Genomic DNA, 15644 nt, shown 5'->3' on the forward strand with positions numbered 1-15644 from the left:
ATTGAACGCAAATAGTTTGGAGTTTTAATAACTTTATCCATGGTTTAGACCTCCTATATCGTAATTATTTCATACTTTATCATAACTTGTCAAGAAAAATCTTTTAAATAAAAAAGCCCCCAGCAAACGCTGAGGGCTCTTCTTACATCTTAGTGCCTGGCAAAACCTCTGGCCAAGGCTCATCACTGATATAGGTCAACATCGGCAGGCGCATGACGGCACCAGCTGACTGCATGGTATCCTTGTAGTTGTGTATTCCAAGCCAGTTACTATCTCCAGTTCCAGCCAAGTACAAAGTACCGTCTAACACTTTACCGTCGTGAGCAATTGGCAAGAAAAGGGACACGGAACTCCGGAAACCGGCAGGCACTTCTCCTACTTTTAGTAAGCGCAAAGAACCATTGGAAAAGCGTTTGACATCTGTATTGTTTTCTGGACGGAGTAGGGTTACAGTCCCCCAGCGTCCGCCAGTTGCATTAACCATACACTGATTATTGATGCGCCTAAAAGTCAGATAGCCTTCTGTGAGACCTGGTGTGGTAATCTTCCGCCAGCCTGAATCAGCAGTTTTCACTGTCCACTTACCAGCACGCTTGACCCATTCCCAAGCTCCGACACCAGCGCCGTCCGTGGATTCATAAATAGAACCATCGACTTCTGTACCTGTAATCACACCATTTGTTGTCTCTGGTTTGTCTGGGCGACCTACGCCTGTTTTGATTTTACTGTCGGACTTTAAGAGATAATTGCCTAGCTCCAATTTAAGAGCTTTATAATCCGCTCCAATTGCTTCTGCTAATGCTCTTAAATTTTCCATAGCTTACTCCTTCGCAGCAGTGTAGACGGCGACCAGATCTAGATTAGCGATGCTATCGACACGACCGCCAAGTTCAGCAATCTTCTGAACAACAGCCTGCTCAGCCTCGCCATTCATGGCAGAAATAGCTTGGGCAATCTCCTTGAGCGTGTCCAACTGCTCTGGTACACCTTCGCCCAAAATATCCGCTTTTAGAGCAGTTTTGGCTTGCTCAATCGCTTGTGTCAAGACCTCATTTGTTACTTTGTCACCCAAAGCCTGCTTGAGCTCTTTGATGTCCGTCCCGACCGCTTGGGCAAATGCCGTTAATTTTACTTGTGCTCATTTCTTACCTCAAATCTTTCCTAAATTATAAAACATGAGCAGGTCAGGAATATCCTGCTCCTGCTCTACATATTCTTTGACAATATTTCTAAGGCCATACAGCTCAATCGCTTCGCCAGACACAAATTCACCCAGATTCTCATTGACTGTCAGAATAACCGAATCAGTAGACGGAAACACATAACCAGCATGTTCAATCTCTACCACATAACTCCCTACAGGCAAAGCTTTTTCAAGTCGGAAACTAACAATGTTTTCCACCACCTCTGCTTCAAACTCAGTCATGCCCTTAGAACTGTGGATGAGCTGGACCTTTGCAGGTCCATTCAGGCGCTTTTTGTCATCCGTCCTAAGCTTAAGGTTAAAGACAGACGAGGTATCGCCTTGCTTGATAATTGAGCCATTGACCCATGATAATGTTGTTTTATTAGCCATAGGACCTCCAAAAAGGCCTTATTTCAAGCCTTTAATCAATTTATTTACCGTTTCATCGTCTAAGCGGTCTAGATTTGACTTGTGTTGGAAATTGTCAAACGTCGCTTGTGAGATTTGCATATGTGGCACACCCTTGTCCCAAAATGCGACAGGGTCTTTTGCGTCAAGCAAAGCGTAAAATGTACCGCCTGCTACTAATGCGATTCCACGTCCTGGTGCTGAAATTGTAAACATATCTTGTTCCTCTACTTTCTTTTCTTCTGGTTGTTCTACTTCTGTTTCATACGGTGGATAAAACCAACCCACCAATTGGCTAATTCGTTGGCTAGCATACTGGGCAGGGCTACCAACATAGAGATTGCCTGCTAAGTTTTGTTCTACGGTCTGGGCAATATCACCATCCACGCCGATAATAATACCAGTATGCCCATAGTTAACCCCGTCCCCTGCTACATAATCTTTAACAAAAAATGCCCCAGGTCTTGGACGGGCTGACGTCGGCATACGATGAACCTCGAAACCAACTTGTTCAGCCGAATCCAACAAATCAATGGCATTGCCCCATAAATCTACACCAAACCAATGCTTAGCAGCATGAGATGGGACATCGACACACTGCATGCCGTGCATTTTATCTTTATCGACTCCGGTGCCACGATTAGCATGTCCAATAAAAAAATCCACTACCATATTAGCTGTTGTCATTTTCTACATCCTTTCTATCTAAAAATGGACTAAGCACAAAAGCAATAGGCGCAAGCACCACCAAAGCAAATACACAGATGACTAATTTAAGCTTTTCCATGTCTGTCCACCTTAGGCTCATAGTAATGCATGGCCTGCTCACTATCTGCCACCCCTGCAGTTGTCGGGTCATTGATGATACCAACAACTGTCAGAATGGACATGACAGTACCAAAAACAACTTCCCAATTTTCAGGAACCCAGTCATAGCCTAATTGCTGTGCTAACAAAACGCCCAGAGGCACCAAAGTCCACCAGAATGTTCTATTGCGCAATCGTACACCCCAATTGATTTTATTCATGTATCTACTCCTTTTCTAGCGGTAATTCGCAATAAATACCGTACATGGCCTCAATCTCTCCATTACCACCCAAAATCTTATAACACTCAAAGAGCTTAGCAATCTCTCTACGCTCCTCAAGTGTGGTCCAACCACGTTCAATGGCTGTGTACAAATCCTTGTAGAGCGTATAGCGCCGACTGCTTCGGCTGCTGCTTTTAAGATTGTCCATCTCATTTTTGACATCTTTTAAATCTGTCTGATTATCATCTGCGACTTTTTGCAAGGTTGTCAAACGAGCATTGATGGTGGTCAACTCATTTTTTGCATTTGACCCTATCTTAGCTATCACAATACCGCCGACTGTGGTCAAAAATGGACCTGCAATCGGCGTGATAGCTGTTAAGATTTGGATGATAATGTTTGGTTCGTGTTCCATGATTAGGCTTCCGCGCTTGCCAGCTCGGCAAGGATAGCATCTTCAATCTCGTAGCGTTTTTCTCTAAATGCTGCTTCTTGCTTGCGCATTTCCAGACGGTTGTTACTATAGAGAGTCGGATTTTGTACCCATTCAGAAACGGTAGAAACTCCATTTTCGTCAATGTTCACATTGTAAGTCTTAGCGATCTCTTCGCCAATTTTCAAATTACCGACCAAGGTGGTCATTTTCTTAATTTCAAGTGCCATGTTTATTCTCCTTCAATGATTTCTTCTGGTTTAGTAGCTTCATCCAGTTGCTGGGTTAGTTCCTTGTTTTTTGTTTCCAATTCAGTGATATATTCTCTAGCCGTCGCAAGCTGTAGAGATAAAATATTTTTCACCGTCATCTCCTCTGATAAACGTTTGGAAGTGTCTTCTAAGGACATCCGCAAAGCGTGTTCGATATATTCTTGTTGCATGTGTTTCTCCTATTGAATTTTGTTGAATGTGCTCGAAAGTTTTGTTTTCATTAAGTCGTATGCTGTCTGATTCATACCGCCATATGCGATTTGTTGGAAACAGGCTCGCACGGCATCTAAAAATTCTTTTAAGCTGACTGCGTTTTGACCTACATAGTAATCAAATGCGTACACATTATTCCATCGATTGCTTAATCGACCTAAATTGAGCATGCCGGATGATTGTGGATAGAAAGCCATTCTATTTTTAAAAACAAATCCATCTGGTTGTCCGCCACCACCATCTACAACGAATTCATCAGCATATGCATAGATTTTATCTATAAGACCGCCTCTATCATCCGAACGGGACTGGATTTGGATACCAGTAAATGTCGCAGTGCCAATAAGTTCATCCAAAGCAACACGGCTAGCCCCAATGGTGGTATACGTTCCGCCGTCTTTCGAAGCAAATTTGATAAATTGCGATTGCGCATCTGTCACACGACGAATGGCGGATGTATTACTATTGAATTCTATGGACGGACTACCATTCTTAAACGTTAATTTACCTGTAAGCAAATCTAATGTAGTGCGTTCGTTGAAAGATTTTATAATCCCAGAGGTAAGCTGAGTAGCGGATAATTGGACTGCTTGCACCTTGGTAGAAAAAATATTCTTGGCAAATAGTTGACCTAAGTAAGCTTCATTCGCTGCGAAGTTATCAAAAAAACCTTGATCAAACTTAATTTGGTTACCAGTGATAGCTCGTGCACCAATGATTTTAGCGTCCAACTTACCAAATGTACCATCTGACACAAAGAGCGTGTTGAATTTACCATCAATTGCTTGGATTTCGTCTGCTAGCGTCTTTCCTTTCAAACGGATTTTTGCCGCTTCTAGCAAGAATTCAGCGGATGATAGGTTGGCTTGTGACAAGATATCACCAGAGCTATTCAAGTTCTGCACGGCCCAGGAACCAGCTAGTTGACCGACTTGTGTGGCTGTACCGCTGATGGCATCCTTAACCTCTGTCTGAAACAGGTTGTCAGCCATAACCATGCGTGCCACTTTTTCTTTGACCATATCCTCAGTAGACCCGATAATACGCTCATAGAGCTGTGAGGTCTCTTGCACCTGCTGAAAATCAGCTTGGTTAGCTTTACTATTAACGGATGCTTGCATCGTCGCAAATCGTCCGTCAACCGTGTTCCTGTATTCAGCGATTTTGGTGTCTGCGTAGGATTGTTGGTCTTCTTCAGCTGTTTTATAATCGGTGGGAAGCGACCCTTTTTCAAATTGAATTTTCAGATTTGGGTTATCTCCAAAAACATCATTACTAAAACTGAATTGGATATATTTAGCATTGGGTAGAATGGAAATATCCCGTTTAAAATATAGCGATGTTTTATTTGGGTAAATAGAAAGATAACTATTATCAATCGTTTGACCTTCGTTATTTAACTGAATCGCACCAATCCAACTAAAATCATTAATTGACTTCGACCAAGCTTGCAATACATACCTAGCTTTATCGTCAACAGCGATTGGAACACCGTATGCATAGGGTGCGGAAGGTATATTTTCGCCTTTTTTAAATTTATAAAAACCTTTGACAGCTTTTGATAAACTTAATAGATTAGTCCCACCAACCCTTAAATTCTCAAACTTCTCTGTCACACCTCTGGCATTTTCCTCGAAGGTTGACTTGGCCACATAATTTTCTGATATTACAGCCCGTTCAGTAGATAACTGTTTGGCGGTTTCGGTTCGACTGGCGGATAGATACTGTTCGGCTCGTGTACCTTCTTCATTTTTGTAGGTTTCCAGGCTCTCCAGCCTTGTCTTGATTGTATCAGCCGTCTGTTGAGCGTAGTTCTTAGCTTCAACAGCCTTGCCATCTGCCAGTTGGATTTGACGGGACAACTCAGCGCTAGTTTCCTCAGCGGTGCGCTTGTATGTTGCAATTTCTGAGCGAAGGTCTTCTTGAGAAGCCTGCCAGCCTAAATCAATATTTCCACGTCTGAGTGACACTTTTTCAAATTCTACTTCCCCAGTAAAATCTCTTGCATATATATAAAACTCAATATTACCTATCTGGCTACGTGGCACATTTACTTTGAAAGTAGTGGTAAACTGTACAATTCCCTTATTGTTGACCGCATCTAAGTGATTGCTTGTCAAATATGTTACGCCAAACCATGTTTTTGCGCTGTCGTTCTTTCTACCGCTTATATACAGCGCAAGAAATGGATTTCTAGAACCAGCCACATAGTTAGAGACCTTAATTGAAATTGATGTTATGTACACCTGGCTAACATCGTCATTGGCTATCTGAGACTTGATGCTTTGGTAAATGCGCTTGGTTTCATTAAGTTCTCCTATAATTCTCGCTTTACCTTCAACTATAGTCACTCCAGTTCCTTGCCATTGGTTCAAGTTTTGGTTAAAAGAGCTATTGAGCAGAAGGTTGTCTTCTAGTTTCAATCTCTCAAACCGCTCCGTCACCCCATTTATACCGCTTTGCAAGTCAGCCGTCTTACGATTGATACTATCAATCTGCCCTGTCTGAGCATTGACGGTCTGCGTCAGAGCCTCGTATTGGGTCCTGGTTTGGCTCAGAGTATCTTCTACAGTCCTTGTCCGACTTGACACACTAGCAATATTCTGCGTAGCTTCCTGCATGGTTCGCGACAGCTCTGAGACTGTTGACCTCGTCCCATCTGCCATATTTTCAACTGTGGTCACACGATTGGTCAAATCCGTCTGAGCCTGCGCCTGTGCCAATAATGTCCTAGCTTGCGACGCAACATCGGTCCGAATTGTCCCCACCGACTGTTCCATCTGATTAACTTTGGTAGTTGACTGATTGACCAAATTTGTCAGTGCAGCCCTGGTTTGCTCAATATTCGCTTGTGTGCTTTCTGCAATGGTTTTTGCCGCATTAGCCAAATCTGTTGAAGTGCCAGCTTTACGCAAACTCTCCTCGATTTGCCTATCCTGCTCTTGCTGATTGGTTTGAAATTGACTATCTAGCTCTTCGATGCGAGTAGATATTTCCTGCTTGATAGTATCCGCATAGGCTTCCGCATCAGCCTTAGCTTGTTCGATGCCGTCGTCAAGTTCCTTTTTGTACTCTTCTGCCTTTCGGTCAAATTCCGCATTGGCATACTCAAGTTGTTGTTGAATTTCTGCATCGATTTGAGTAGACATCTGCTCAATCTGCTTGGTTAAGAAACCTTTATAGCTGTACTGAGTGTCATTCCCAGCCTTACTATCTGCACTAATCTTGGATTTTAGACCACCTTTAAAATGAAATGATTGACTCAATACAGGGACTTTGTAAGTCTCGTTTTTATTTGTCTTGAGAGTTACCCACTGACCGACATCTAACTTCAAATGCCCTTGCCAATCAAGTGAAAACGGGTAGTACTTGATTTCTTTCAAATCATAGTACAAATCATCCAATAAATTTTGGTTCATGAAGCTATTTTCGAGCTCCAAAGACCGCCCAGTCCGCAATCCTACTGTCAGGGTTTCCTTGTCTTTCTTGCAGGTAATACCAGCTATTTGGTACTGGATTTCACTCTTGGTTAGACCGTGCAAAAAATAATTATCAGCCGTGACAGTAATTCTTGAATCTGTCAAACCGCGGATTTCCAACTTCCCTCTGCGGTTGAAAAAAGCAGAAAAGCCAAGCAATTGAATCGCCTGACTTAACACTTCGCGAAAAGTAATGTCTTTTTTATCCGCTTTGGCTTCGATATGTCTCTGAATGGCTCTCAAACCAAGATTGTCTGTCTCTAGCTCTACTCCAGTCTTTACACAAATCTCGCGAATAACATCCCGAATCTGTGCTGGGTAAGTCAGATCAGAAACATATGGTTGGTTCAACTTAAACATGCCATCCATTAAGTCTAGTTCAGTGGTATTCCTGTTGCGGTCAATACTGATATCATTGACAAAATACTCACCCATGGCGACCCATTCATAACTATCGCCCACCAGAAGACCGATTTCTGGGTATATCTTATCCAACTTGTTAAAAGTAGTAATGATAGATGTAAAGGTCAATTTAGCTGAACCAGCAACGGTACCGCCTGGTTTAAAGGTGTCACCGCTGATATATCCATAATTAAAACTAGCTTCTTTGATGTCGCTAGAAGTATAGGTGCCTGCACGAATAGCAAACACCCTATCTTTAGCTAACATGGCTTGATTAAATGTTACCGTACCAACCACCTTACCTCTCTATTAAACTAAATTTTAAACCGCTCCAGGGTTTAAATTTTTCAGTAAATGAATACGCAGGCGCTGTCCTATCGCCAACATAAAACGTTTTGGACGTCTGCCCAAGTATGGGGTCTGGGTAGGATACTTCAAAAAATACAGGCTGAACAGCGTTTTGAATCTGTGCCATCTCAGCCTGTGTCAACATCCCCCAGTCACATTCCAATTTGCGCTTGGTTGTAATTCTGTCCCTGACCATGTCGCCGTTAGCGTTTCGTCCGGTTTCTCCGTCCACATCATTGACTGAAACTTGAAAAGATTTAGGAGGTACAACTGTAACTCCATTGATAATCAATTGACTCATGTTTACCTCCTAAATGTTAAGCAAGAGCTGTCCCGCTTCTGCTTGAGCTCTATTAATCTCGTCAATAGTAACGCGGCCAAACTCTCTACTTCCAATCACAATAACGATGTCGCCATTTGGCAAACCAGATGATTGCGGCAGACCTCCGCCTAAAGCGTTAACGACTGCACCCCCGACAACACGGCCCATGGTTTGTAAGAAGCCTGTATTTTCCAATGGCATAACCACCTCTTTACCTGCTTCACCAATCATGGCGACTGTTGGGCTATCCACGATACCACCACGGGCAAGGCGTGGAAGAGAAACTGTTCCGATTCTGCCAAGTCTAACACCAGGGACTTTGTTGATCAAGCCGATGACGCCATTTATCATCCCTATAAAACCATTGACAGCATTCTCGATAGTTGCGAAAACACCATTCATAGCATAGCGGAAGGCTCCCGAAACAGCAGTAGCTACCGCACCACCGATGTTGCTGAACCAACTTACAATATTATCGTAGATGCCACGGAAGAAACCTACCACATTGCTAAATGCATTTGTAATGCCGTTCCAAGCCTCGGAAAACTTTTGGCCAAACCAGTTACCGACGTTGGAGAATGTATTTTCCACCTCTTTCCATCTTGCTGTAAACCATTGGCCTATACCTTGGAAGATACGTACAATAGCATCCCATCCAGCCTGCAATATAGCAACGATGGTATCCCAAACACCTTTCAAGAAAGAAACTATTGTATCCCAAACAAACATGAAAATAGAAGACAACATTTCCCAGATTCCTTTAGCAATCTGAACAATCCCATTCCAAGCCTTTTCCCAATCGCCAGTAAATACACCAACCAGGAACTCGATGATTCCGCCAAGGATTTTCAAAACAGCTCCCAAAACATCGAAAACCACAGTCCAGGCTTGGACAAACCAGTCAGCTAATGTCTGGAATGTCGGGACAAGGACAGGCAAAATGTTCGCAGCTATCCAATCGAATAGCGGTACTAAGATAGCTTCCCATACCAGTTTTAGAATATCCACAATCTGACCGAATGCATATAAAAAGTTATCAACAAACGGTTGGATATGATTGTCAAATAATCCAGCAAACTTCTCTCCGATACCATCTAACACCGGTTGAACATCATTGTTCCAGCTATCTAGTAAGGTTCCGAATAGGGTGTTAAAGCCTTCATTGAATGAATCAAAGAACGGTTTTACATGCTCATCGTAGGTCTGGTTTAATCCTTCAAACGTATTTTTGAATAGTTTTTTGATAGATTCGAAAGTAGGCTCAAAGGCAGAAAGCAATCCATTTAAAGCGGTAGTTATTTTATCTTGGTTATCAACTAGCGCTTGTTCTATACCGCTTAGTATATCGCGCCCTAATTTCAAACCAAGTTCAACAATCCCCATTGTCCCATAGGTTATCGCTGAAAGAATATCTGCACCGATATTTGTCGCAGCTGCACTTGTAAATACGTCATAAAACGTTTGACCCAGCATTTGAGCGATATTTCCAATGCTTGCGACTGCATCGCCTGCTATATCGAACTGACGTATCAGCCAACCTTTTATATCCAGTTTGGTGTCGTTTAGTGATTTATTTAAGCTTTCGGCGATAAATACAGCAATTCCCATGATGATGTTGGCTACGGCGCCCGCTGTTTGACCTAAAGCAAATGCTAATTTCTCACCGAATCTTGCAGCTGCCTGTAAAACTGTTCCGTCCGCAAAAATATCTTTTAGAGACTGCCAGATACCGATTAAAGCATTTTTGAAGCGGTCTAAACTATCTGCTCTAAACGACATATTAAAGCCGTCTTTAAAGAGATTGGATAATTTAGACAAATAATCAAAAAGTGGTTTTAGGACTTTGTCCCACCCATCAAAAATACTTTTGAACTGGGTGTCCATGTCTTCAAGAGCGATTTCAGGCAAGATATCAGCAGGACCTCCGCCGCCTTTGCCACCTTTACCACCTCTTCCTCCGCCTCCGCCGCCACCAGGGCTTCCAGAGCCAGAACCAGCACCATCCGAACCATCGTCTTTGTTTAGATTCAGAGTAGTAATTTCATCAAAACCAGCTAAGCCCATCAGCTCTTTTGCTGCCTTCTTAGCTGATTTAGCAGTATCGTCTAGATTGCCTGCGGTGCCTCCGGAAGCATCATCGACACCACCCATTGCATCACCCAAATCACCAACGGCGTCGTTGGCTTTTTGCGCTCCTTGGGCGACATTGCCCAAAGCACTACCGTTTTTCACCTTAGCCTTTTTGTTGAACATCAAACCAATAAACTCAGCGAGCTTGGCAGTGACGTTTTTTAGAACCATGGCAAAGGAATTAAGTACAGGCATCATAGCGTTGATAATCGGCAACATAGCATTACCGATGTTTAATGCTGCATCACTCAATAACGATTTAAACAAGCTAATACGCCCATTCACAGTCTGCTGAAGAGTATCGCCGTACTTGGCTGTCGCTTGCTCCAAAATCGCCATCAAGCGGATTTGTTGCTGGGTGTTGTAGTCTAATTGTTGCCAAGACTGTCCATTCGCAAAACGTTTGAATGCGTTTGTGGACTCAATCATAGCAACACCTACATTTATTCCGAGGTCTTCTCATTTTTGTTATCGCACGGCTTTTTATCCGTACTTCTTGCAGTTTCCTGCAAGTTCGGCATATATTTTCACCTCCAGCGCTACCTGATGAGGTGCTTACCACTCGTGGGGATATTTTATTCTGTACTTTTTGCCAAAACAAAAAGCACAGGTTCAATCCCTATGCTCTACGGTGACTAAGCTGTTTTAATCGCTTAGTTTACCTCGGTATTGTCATATTTTGATTCTCAAAACTTAGATTTCTACCGATTTTGGTAAGTTCTTAAGCTACTTGTTTCCAAGTAGTGCGACAAAAGTCTATCGCTTCGGTATTCCCCAACAAGCCCGAACGAATACGCTCCATAACATCGGTCATGGTCCGTCCGCTACCTTGCGCAATCACAGCGGATGTCTGTAACATCTTACCTGTATAAGCGCTCAGCTTGTTAGAATCCTTGATAAAGTTGGAAAACAGGTTGGAATAGACCGCTCCATACTTAGTAGCTTCACCGACGCTCATGTTCATAGCGTTGGCGTTGTTATCAATCCATTTTAAAAATGCTTGGGAACTTTCACCCATCTGTCGTTTGATTTGATTGACTGAAGCACTGACTTCAAGAGCCATCTGGGTAGAATACATGCCTAGCTGGACCATTTTTTGTCCTAGATAAGCCAAAGCAGCGATTTTCCCTAGACCAGCTAAAGCCGAAGCGATACCGTTCGCCTGCTTAGTAACGCCTGCTCTCAGCCCCTTTGTGCTGTTCTCAATTTTGTTTTGAGTCTGTTTCATTTGAGATTCTAACTGCTTCATCTTCTTCTGAAACGGCGCAATCTCACCTTCTACAATGACTCTCAACTCCTCTAACGTAACAGCCATAGTTCCCTCCTTTCTTTGTCATTCGGAAGCTGTGAATCTTCCTCTCATTCTTTCTGCGTATGCTCTCATCCGCTCTTGATGGATTTTTAAATCCCTTTCGATGCGTGCCTGTTCAATCTGCTGTCTGTCCTCTTCAAACAAAGTAGGATAGAACTCCCAAATGTCAGGGGCCTCACCCTTTTCCTGGAACATCATGGAAACAAAGCGGGCTATCATCTGCGATTGAATAAAGTGATGAGAAGCGACTTCTTTCTGTTTCTGGAATTGCTGCCTGTTATAACTTTCAACTAGCTCTTTTAATTCCAAAAGCGTGTATTCCCAAAAAGAAAACGGGTCTATCCCTGCATCTAATGCCGTTGGATAAAACCCGCTAATCAATTCTGTGACCGAACAAGGACCAGAACCTACTCGACTACTGTCAACGTCGGTTCTTCCTTCTCCTTGTTCCGAGGAATAAAACCCGATACTTCGAACAATTGTAAGATGATATCAGTCATCAATTCAGTTTGTCCATAACCTTCGTCAATGTAATCATCGAACAAGTTATAGACATCATCCAATTTGATACCATGATGGAACTTCTGCAAAGCACCTTGAACAACCAACAACATGACCTTCAAAGGTGGTAGATTGAACTGTTCACCTGGTTTGGGCAAGAAAATCTTGAGCAAATTAACACCCAATTTTTCCTCAACCTCACAGGCTTGGCGAGCGCTAAGACGCAATTTATAGTCTGTTCCCTTGACGGTCCAAATGATATATGGTTTACGTGTTGACATCTATTCCTCCTTAAAGTACGGTTGGGTCCGTGAATTCCAAATCTGACTGTAAAGCCAGTTTTAATGTAAATTCGATAGCAGAGTTGACACCGCCACCGCCTAACTTAACAGCAATCTGAGCTGAGAAGCGGACAGTAGTGCCGTCTGGATACTCTTGCTCAAAGTGACGGATAGCTTTTGAATCAGACAACTTACGCAAAGTACGATAACTAGAAGTTGTTTTGGAATTCTCGTACTTGAATTTATATTCCAATTCGCCAGCGTCACCAATACCAAATTCATACTGCTTAATGGTATCCGCAAGGGTCGTGTTTTCTACTTTCTCAGGGTCAATACCGAGTTCTGGAACTTCTTTCAAGCCCTCGATAACTGTATAGCCAGACCCCTTGGTCTCGCTCATTTTCAATTTAATTCCGTTTGCTAACATGTTTTATCCTTCCATTCTGTATTGGTAAACGATTCGGGAGTTTAGATCTAAAATCCCTTCAAATCGCATGACTTTGTGTCGTAAGTGCGTTGGGTCGGGTGTATCCACGCTGGATGTACGTTTTAGCCCGAGAGATGCAAAAATCGCATCAATCGCTACGGCTAATTCCGAGGTACTATCATTGTGGAAAATATCGACCTTGTAGCGCAAATAGGACATCTGTTCTGTATCATCTGTAATCTCGTAAGGCTTGTTTTCCTCTTCTAAGTAGATGATAACCGGGAAATTCTCCCAATCTTGCGGATATGTATCTGTCACATTACCCGCAACTTCTTTTAATTTCTTGTAAATAATAGGCTTAATATTTATCATTTGCTGACCTCTTCAATTAACTTACGCTTGACAAATCTATTGATGTTCTTCGTGACTCGCTCTTCATTATCCTTGAGGGCTGGATAAAGATAAGGTTTGGCGACTTGACCAAACATCTTATAAAACTCACCGAGCTTTTGAAAACGATAAGGGCCAACATCAATCTGGGACTCATGGACGTACCAAGGTGTACTACGATAGGACACACTGACATTTGGAGAAATACCTGTGTGGTTGGCAGCACCTTTTGGACCTGTACCAAATTCAACAAATCCGCCATGGTCTGATGTGCTAACCACTTCAGCTCTCGGATTCCCAGACTTAGACATCCGAACTTCAATACCTATTCGCAAATCACCATTGTTTGCAGGGGCCCGCAAAATTGCATCCGCTTGGACAACATTCTTGGCAGTGTTGTGTACAGCTTTCGCCATGATTTCGGTCTGCTGCTGTCCTGATAATCGTCTAAATTTTGCAATTAGCTTGTCAGCACCTATCAATCGCGACATTGTTCTAACTCCAACAATTGATGGTTTGTATATCGTTTTATAGATATGACTTTATGGGTTACTTTATCGCTATCGATGCAAAAACCATCGCCTTCATCAATAAGAGTCTCACGGTCTACCAAGCAATTCAAAATATAGGCCAATCTCTGACCGTATATCTCAGCTTGTAAGCGACCACTAGCAGGCCATATCTCAGCCCGTATCTCAGTAGCAACATCGCTGTAAGTAGCCTTCTTGATACCCTCATCACTCGTCACAACAACAGTTTTACGGATCAAATATGGTTTCAGTCGGTTTCGCTTCAAACGCACGGCCTGCCACCCTTGCGAGTCTATGACTCCGAATACCGTTCAAAATAGTATTAGACAATCCGTCTTTATAAGACACAGACACGCCCCCTTCACTTCGTGATGTTTCGCCCTCGCTTCCTTGGCGATTGAACAGCTCAAGCGCTACTTCCAGTTGCAAACCTTCCAGCGCTGGCGTAAGCTGACTTCTATTTGTCTCAGTCAAAATGATATTTTTTGCCCTCAAAAGCAAAGACGAGAGGATTTTATAATCACTCTCGCCTGTCAATATTTTCAAATCTTCTAGCATATCCGCCCCCTATTTTGCAGGAGCTTCTGCTCCTTTGGTCTTGATTTCTTCAATGTAATCAGCCAAATTCACATCTTGCAATTTAGCGTTTTTCTTCATCTGCTCATGACGTTCCTTGGTTAGTTCGATGATATCGTTAACACGATGAACAAAACCAAGCTCATCATCTGTAAACTCTTTTAAAACTTTAAAGCGCATTTAGGGCCTCCATCAATTCATCTTTGGTCATTGTGGAATAACCTTCAACGTGTTTCTCTTTAGCCAAGGCTTTCAGCTCCTTGGTTGTCAAGTCGGCTAAATTTGTGTTTTGTTTATCCTCCGAATGACGGCGCAATAACATCCCCATTACGAATTCCCTCCGAATTTCACGACTTTAGTGTCGTCGTACAGATAAACACCGTAGTACTCATCTCCTGAATAAACTGTTGTTTTCTTCAAGATGTCGCGGTCGCTTTCGATTTGCACGTTTCGCTTGAGGTTGATTACAAAAGCTCCATATTTTGCATCATCGTCCATATCCGTTTGGAGAGGAGATACTTTAACAAGGAAGCCTTTCCCTTCTTCAATCTTATTAGTGCGAACAATTTGCACCCCTGAAACTTCGCCAAAAGTACCTGAAACAACGACATCTGCCCCAATTTCAGAACCTTTCAACCAAGTTTTGCCTGCATCTGCACGCAACTTGATTGCATCTTTAGGGTTGACAAGAGCAACATAGCGACAATCCTCTTCGTCTGAAAAAATTGTCAATGCTTTATCGATAGCGTCTACTGTTGTAGGTGCTTCTGCAATGTATTGTGTTGCTGTTTTGGCGACTGCGACTAGGTCATTGTCTACCTTGTTTGCGATTGCAAGAGCGATTTGGTTTGCACCTTCGCTGTACACATCGCCATGACCTACCAAAGCAGCTTTATCGGTAATCTCAATAGCTTTACCAGCTTGTTTGATGGTCATTGTGGTTTTATCCGTTCCAAGTTGGTCGATTGGAATAGCCTGACCCTCTGTGATTTCGGTAGCATCGCCAGAATACGTCCATTTAGGCACTGTCAAAGTATCCCCTGGAACACCCACCAATGCTGTTTCTACATATGCAAGTGGTGTAAATTTAATAAGTTTAGGCAGCTTATAAGATACCATATCTGCCATAACTTCGGGGTTAATCATCTGTGTGGTTGTTGTCATTCCTGTTGCCATATTTTATTATCCTCGTAACTTTCTATATAGTTCTGGGTCACGTTCAAAAAGTTCATTTCGACTCCGTACTCCCATGCGATTGAATTGTTCTTTGGTGATTTCGCCAGATTCCACTGGTGCTTTCTTCATCGGTGCACTTCCTTTGGTCTTGTCAGCAACACCTTTCAAGACTGCTGCTTCCCAAGTCTTTTGAATAGCATCGATGGAATCGCGTACACTGTCAGCGT

At 42.8% G+C, this 15644-nt stretch carries 19 protein-coding genes and 3 pseudogenes; all 22 read right to left on the bottom strand.

Going from position 1 to position 15644, the window contains the following annotated elements; genetic code table 11:
- Positions 1-142: 142 nt before the first annotated feature.
- Positions 143-817, bottom strand: a complete 675-nt coding sequence (locus C1G53_RS08845; protein ID WP_105118406.1) for a hypothetical protein — start codon at positions 815-817, stop codon at positions 143-145.
- 3 nt (positions 818-820) lie between these two features.
- The gene (locus C1G53_RS08850; RefSeq protein ID WP_238139128.1) at positions 821-1072 is read right to left on the bottom strand and encodes a hypothetical protein; all 252 of its coding nucleotides are present in this window, start codon (positions 1070-1072) and stop codon (positions 821-823) included.
- 78 nt (positions 1073-1150) lie between these two features.
- Positions 1151-1576, bottom strand: a complete 426-nt coding sequence (locus tag C1G53_RS08855) for a hypothetical protein (RefSeq protein ID WP_105118408.1) — start codon at positions 1574-1576, stop codon at positions 1151-1153.
- A gap of 282 nt (positions 1577-1858) precedes the next feature.
- Positions 1859-2263, bottom strand: a pseudogene (locus C1G53_RS08865) (CHAP domain-containing protein); the annotation flags it as partial.
- A gap of 104 nt (positions 2264-2367) precedes the next feature.
- Positions 2368-2622 carry a phage holin gene (locus tag C1G53_RS08870; protein WP_105118409.1) on the bottom strand — a complete coding sequence of 85 codons (255 nt, stop codon included), beginning with the start codon at positions 2620-2622 and terminating at the stop codon, positions 2368-2370.
- Positions 2623-2626: 4 nt separating this feature from the next.
- Positions 2627-3040, bottom strand: coding sequence for a hypothetical protein (locus tag C1G53_RS08875; protein ID WP_105118410.1), 414 nt, complete (start codon positions 3038-3040; stop codon positions 2627-2629).
- Positions 3041-3042: 2 nt separating this feature from the next.
- Positions 3043-3288 carry a hypothetical protein gene (locus C1G53_RS08880; RefSeq protein ID WP_105118411.1) on the bottom strand — a complete coding sequence of 82 codons (246 nt, stop codon included), beginning with the start codon at positions 3286-3288 and terminating at the stop codon, positions 3043-3045.
- Positions 3289-3290: 2 nt separating this feature from the next.
- Positions 3291-3500, bottom strand: a complete 210-nt coding sequence (locus C1G53_RS08885) for a hypothetical protein (RefSeq protein WP_105118412.1) — start codon at positions 3498-3500, stop codon at positions 3291-3293.
- Between the two features lie 9 nt (positions 3501-3509).
- Positions 3510-7721 (bottom strand): hypothetical protein, encoded by a 4212-nt coding sequence (locus C1G53_RS13180; protein ID WP_192873119.1) that lies wholly within the window; start codon positions 7719-7721, stop codon positions 3510-3512.
- Between the two features lies 1 nt (position 7722).
- A complete protein-coding gene (locus C1G53_RS08895; RefSeq protein ID WP_024377641.1) occupies positions 7723-8073 on the bottom strand; it encodes a DUF6711 family protein in 351 nt (116 codons plus the stop codon).
- Between the two features lie 9 nt (positions 8074-8082).
- Positions 8083-10653: a phage tail protein gene (locus C1G53_RS08900; RefSeq protein WP_238139129.1), complete on the bottom strand. Its 2571-nt coding sequence runs from the start codon at positions 10651-10653 to the stop codon at positions 8083-8085.
- Between the two features lie 328 nt (positions 10654-10981).
- A pseudogene (locus C1G53_RS08905) lies at positions 10982-11539 on the bottom strand (hypothetical protein); the annotation flags it as partial.
- An 18-nt stretch (positions 11540-11557) separates the two neighbouring features.
- Positions 11558-11845, bottom strand: a complete 288-nt coding sequence (locus C1G53_RS08910) for a hypothetical protein (RefSeq protein ID WP_238139130.1) — start codon at positions 11843-11845, stop codon at positions 11558-11560.
- A gap of 98 nt (positions 11846-11943) precedes the next feature.
- Entirely contained in the window at positions 11944-12318 is a 375-nt protein-coding gene (locus C1G53_RS08915; protein ID WP_105118414.1) for a DUF6096 family protein, read from the bottom strand.
- 10 nt (positions 12319-12328) lie between these two features.
- Complete coding sequence (locus C1G53_RS08920) at positions 12329-12745, bottom strand: phage tail tube protein (RefSeq protein WP_043026559.1); 417 nt, start codon at positions 12743-12745, stop codon at positions 12329-12331.
- Between the two features lie 3 nt (positions 12746-12748).
- Positions 12749-13117 (bottom strand): hypothetical protein, encoded by a 369-nt coding sequence (locus tag C1G53_RS08925; protein ID WP_044766859.1) that lies wholly within the window; start codon positions 13115-13117, stop codon positions 12749-12751.
- Complete coding sequence (locus tag C1G53_RS08930) at positions 13114-13626, bottom strand: HK97-gp10 family putative phage morphogenesis protein (RefSeq protein ID WP_105118415.1); 513 nt, start codon at positions 13624-13626, stop codon at positions 13114-13116. The genes C1G53_RS08925 and C1G53_RS08930 overlap by 4 nt, the downstream gene beginning before the upstream one ends.
- Positions 13627-13893: 267 nt before the next feature.
- Positions 13894-14223 (bottom strand): phage head-tail connector protein, encoded by a 330-nt coding sequence (locus C1G53_RS08940; protein ID WP_105118417.1) that lies wholly within the window; start codon positions 14221-14223, stop codon positions 13894-13896.
- Between the two features lie 9 nt (positions 14224-14232).
- Positions 14233-14421, bottom strand: a complete 189-nt coding sequence (locus tag C1G53_RS08945; RefSeq protein ID WP_024390560.1) for a hypothetical protein — start codon at positions 14419-14421, stop codon at positions 14233-14235.
- A complete protein-coding gene (locus C1G53_RS08950; RefSeq protein ID WP_079269425.1) occupies positions 14411-14569 on the bottom strand; it encodes a Rho termination factor N-terminal domain-containing protein in 159 nt (52 codons plus the stop codon). Before C1G53_RS08950 ends, C1G53_RS08945 begins: the two co-directional genes overlap by 11 nt.
- On the bottom strand, positions 14569-15417 hold the full coding sequence (locus C1G53_RS08955) for a N4-gp56 family major capsid protein (protein ID WP_105118418.1): 849 nt from the start codon (positions 15415-15417) through the stop codon (positions 14569-14571). Before C1G53_RS08955 ends, C1G53_RS08950 begins: the two co-directional genes overlap by 1 nt.
- Positions 15418-15423: 6 nt before the next feature.
- Positions 15424-15644 (bottom strand): annotated as a pseudogene (locus tag C1G53_RS13185) (phage capsid protein); the annotation flags it as partial.

Source organism: Streptococcus suis, from assembly GCF_002960445.1.
Taxonomy (GTDB): Bacteria; Bacillota; Bacilli; order Lactobacillales; family Streptococcaceae; genus Streptococcus; species Streptococcus hyiners.

Excerpts from the sequence above, each read along its gene's own strand:
- C1G53_RS08845 (WP_105118406.1), bottom strand. The coding sequence starts at position 817 with ATGGAAAATTTAAGAGCATTAGCAGAAGCAATTGGAGCGGATTATAAA.
- C1G53_RS08855 (WP_105118408.1), bottom strand. The coding sequence starts at position 1,576 with ATGGCTAATAAAACAACATTATCATGGGTCAATGGCTCAATTATCAAG.
- C1G53_RS08870 (WP_105118409.1), bottom strand. The coding sequence starts at position 2,622 with ATGAATAAAATCAATTGGGGTGTACGATTGCGCAATAGAACATTCTGG.
- C1G53_RS08875 (WP_105118410.1), bottom strand. The coding sequence starts at position 3,040 with ATGGAACACGAACCAAACATTATCATCCAAATCTTAACAGCTATCACG.
- C1G53_RS08880 (WP_105118411.1), bottom strand. The coding sequence starts at position 3,288 with ATGGCACTTGAAATTAAGAAAATGACCACCTTGGTCGGTAATTTGAAA.
- C1G53_RS08885 (WP_105118412.1), bottom strand. The coding sequence starts at position 3,500 with ATGCAACAAGAATATATCGAACACGCTTTGCGGATGTCCTTAGAAGAC.
- C1G53_RS08895 (WP_024377641.1), bottom strand. The coding sequence starts at position 8,073 with ATGAGTCAATTGATTATCAATGGAGTTACAGTTGTACCTCCTAAATCT.
- C1G53_RS08900 (WP_238139129.1), bottom strand. The coding sequence starts at position 10,653 with ATGATTGAGTCCACAAACGCATTCAAACGTTTTGCGAATGGACAGTCT.
- C1G53_RS08915 (WP_105118414.1), bottom strand. The coding sequence starts at position 12,318 with ATGTCAACACGTAAACCATATATCATTTGGACCGTCAAGGGAACAGAC.
- C1G53_RS08920 (WP_043026559.1), bottom strand. The coding sequence starts at position 12,745 with ATGTTAGCAAACGGAATTAAATTGAAAATGAGCGAGACCAAGGGGTCT.
- C1G53_RS08925 (WP_044766859.1), bottom strand. The coding sequence starts at position 13,117 with ATGATAAATATTAAGCCTATTATTTACAAGAAATTAAAAGAAGTTGCG.
- C1G53_RS08930 (WP_105118415.1), bottom strand. The coding sequence starts at position 13,626 with ATGTCGCGATTGATAGGTGCTGACAAGCTAATTGCAAAATTTAGACGA.
- C1G53_RS08940 (WP_105118417.1), bottom strand. The coding sequence starts at position 14,223 with ATGCTAGAAGATTTGAAAATATTGACAGGCGAGAGTGATTATAAAATC.
- C1G53_RS08945 (WP_024390560.1), bottom strand. The coding sequence starts at position 14,421 with ATGCGCTTTAAAGTTTTAAAAGAGTTTACAGATGATGAGCTTGGTTTT.
- C1G53_RS08950 (WP_079269425.1), bottom strand. The coding sequence starts at position 14,569 with ATGGGGATGTTATTGCGCCGTCATTCGGAGGATAAACAAAACACAAAT.
- C1G53_RS08955 (WP_105118418.1), bottom strand. The coding sequence starts at position 15,417 with ATGGCAACAGGAATGACAACAACCACACAGATGATTAACCCCGAAGTT.